Raw genomic sequence first — 2876 nt, forward strand, 5'->3', positions numbered from 1 at the left:
GCTTCGGGGAGCTGTAAGTAAGCTTTGATCCGGAGATTTCCGAATGGGGGAACCCAACTTGTTTTGCAAGTTATCACCTAATGAATATATAGTTAGGTTGAAGGTAGACGTTGTGAACTGAAACATCTCATTAGCAACAGGAATAGAAAGAAAAATCGATACCGTCAGTAGCGGCGAGCGAAATCGGTAGAGCCCAAACCAAAGTGCTTGCACTTTGGGGTTGTAGGACTGACATTGTGGAGTTACAAAGTTAGCGTTTAGCAGAATCAGCTGGGAAGCTGAGCGAGACAGGGTGATAGCCCCGTATGCGAAAAATGTTGACCTCCCGTCAGGATCCTGAGTACGGCCGGACACGTGAAATCCGGTCGGAATCCGCGAGGACCATCTCGCAAGGCTAAATACTCCCTAGTGACCGATAGTGAACCAGTACCGTGAGGGAAAGGTGAAAAGCACCCCGGAAGGGGAGTGAAAAAGTTCCTGAAACCATGTGCCTACAAGAAGTTAGAGCCCGTTAATGGGTGATAGCGTGCCTTTTGTAGAATGAACCGGCGAGTTACGATAACGTGCAAGGTTAAGGTGGAAAGACCGGAGCCGTAGCGAAAGCGAGTCTGAAATGGGCGAATTAGTACGTTGTTGTAGACCCGAAACCAGGTGACCTACCCATGTCCAGGGTGAAGGTGCGGTAAAACGCACTGGAGGCCCGAACCCGTGCATGTTGAAAAATGCTGGGATGAGGTGTGGGTAGCGGTGAAATTCCAATCGAACTTGGAGATAGCTGGTTCTCTCCGAAATAGCTTTAGGGCTAGCCTCGGAATGTAGCGTGTTGGAGGTAGAGCACTGTTTTGGTGCGGGGCCCATCTCGGGTTACCAAATTAAGATAAACTCCGAATGCCAATCACGTATGTCCGGGAGTCAGACAGTGAGTGATAAGATCCATTGTCGAAAGGGGAACAGCCCAGATCGTCAGTTAAGGTCCCTAAGTGTGTGTTAAGTGGAAAAGGATGTGGAGTTGCATAGACAACTAGGATGTTGGCTCAGAAGCAGCCACCATTTAAAGAGTGCGTAATAGCTCACTAGTCGAGTGATTCTGCGCCGAAAATGTACCGGGGCTAAACACACCACCGAAACTACGGGTGCCACGTAAGTGGCGCGATAGGAGAGCGTTCTAAGGGCGATGAAGTCAGACCGTGAGGACTGGTGGAGCGCTTAGAAGTGAGAATGCCGGTATGAGTAGCGAAAGACAGGTGAGAATCCTGTCCACCGTATGACTAAGGTTTCCTGGGGAAGGCTCGTCCTCCCAGGGTTAGTCGGGACCTAAGGCGAGGCCGAAAGGCGTAGTCGATGGATAACAGGTTGAGATTCCTGTACCAGGTGAACATGTTTGAACGATGGAGGGACGCAGAAGGCTAACGGATCCCAGCTGCTGGATATGCTGGGTTAAATAATAAGTCTTAGATCGAGTTAAATGCTTTATCTTTTAAGGACAAGTTATGATGAGGACCGAAATAAAGTAGGGAAGTCCGTGATGTCACGCTGCCGAGAAAAGCTTCTAGTTAGTGTTTACCTGCCCGTACCGCAAACCGACACAGGTAGTCGAGGAGAGCATCCTAAGGTGAGCGAGTGAACTCTCGTTAAGGAACTCGGCAAAATGACCCCGTAACTTCGGGAGAAGGGGTGCTCAGCGAAAGCTGAGCCGCAGTGAATAGGCCCAGGCGACTGTTTATCAAAAACACAGGTTTCTGCAAAATCGTAAGATGACGTATAGGGGCTGACGCCTGCCCGGTGCTGGAAGGTTAAAAGGAGTGCTTAGCTTCGGCGAAGGTACGAATTGAAGCCCCAGTAAACGGCGGCCGTAACTATAACGGTCCTAAGGTAGCGAAATTCCTTGTCGGGTAAGTTCCGACCCGCACGAAAGGCGTAACGATCTGGGCACTGTCTCAACGAGAGACTCGGTGAAATTTAAATACCCGTGAAGATGCGGGTTACCCGCGACAGGACGGAAAGACCCCATGGAGCTTTACTGTAGCTTGATATTGAGTGTTTGTGCAGCTTGTACAGCATAGGTAGGAGCCGTTGATACCGGGACGCTAGTTTCGGTGGAGGCGTCATTGGGATACTACCCTCGTTGTATGACCACTCTAACTCGCACCACTAAGCGTGGTGGAAGACAGTGTCTGGCAGGCAGTTTGACTGGGGCGGTCGCCTCCTAAAAGGTAACGGAGGCGCCCAAAGGTTCCCTCAGAATGGTTGGAAATCATTCGCAGAGTGTAAAGGCACAAGGGAGCTTGACTGTGAGACTTACCAGTCGAGCAGGTACGAAAGTAGGGCTTAGTGATCCGGTGGTTCCGCATGGAAGGGCCATCGCTCAACGGACAAAAGCTACCCTGGGGATAACAGGCTTATCTCCCCCAAGAGTCCACATCGACGGGGAGGTTTGGCACCTCGATGTCGGCTCATCGCATCCTGGGGCTGTAGTCGGTCCCAAGGGTTGGGCTGTTCGCCCATTAAAGCGGTACGCGAGCTGGGTTCAGAACGTCGTGAGACAGTTCGGTCCCTATCCGTCGCGGGCGTAGGAAATTTGAGAGGAGCTGCCCTTAGTACGAGAGGACCGGGGTGGACGTACCTCTGGTGTATCAGTTGTTCCGCCAGGAGCATCGCTGAGTAGCTATGTACGGATGAGATAAACGCTGAAAGCATCTAAGTGTGAAACTCGCCTCGAGATGAGATTTCCCATTCTTTATGAAGTAAGACCCCTCAGAGATGATGAGGTAGATAGGCTAGAAGTGGAAGTGCGGCGACGCATGGAGCGGACTAGTACTAATGGTTCGAGGACTTAACCAAGTTGAAAACGTGGTGTAAGGCTCAAACGAAGTTTG

General features: G+C 51.0%; 1 rRNA gene. It reads left to right on the forward strand.

What is annotated here, in order from left to right:
• Window positions 1–2841, forward strand: a 23S ribosomal RNA gene (locus EST42_RS00240); the annotation flags it as partial.
• Window positions 2842–2876: the final 35 nt, after the last annotated feature.

The sequence above is a fragment of the Weissella cibaria genome (assembly GCF_004521965.1).
GTDB lineage: Bacteria > Bacillota > Bacilli > Lactobacillales > Lactobacillaceae > Weissella > Weissella cibaria_A.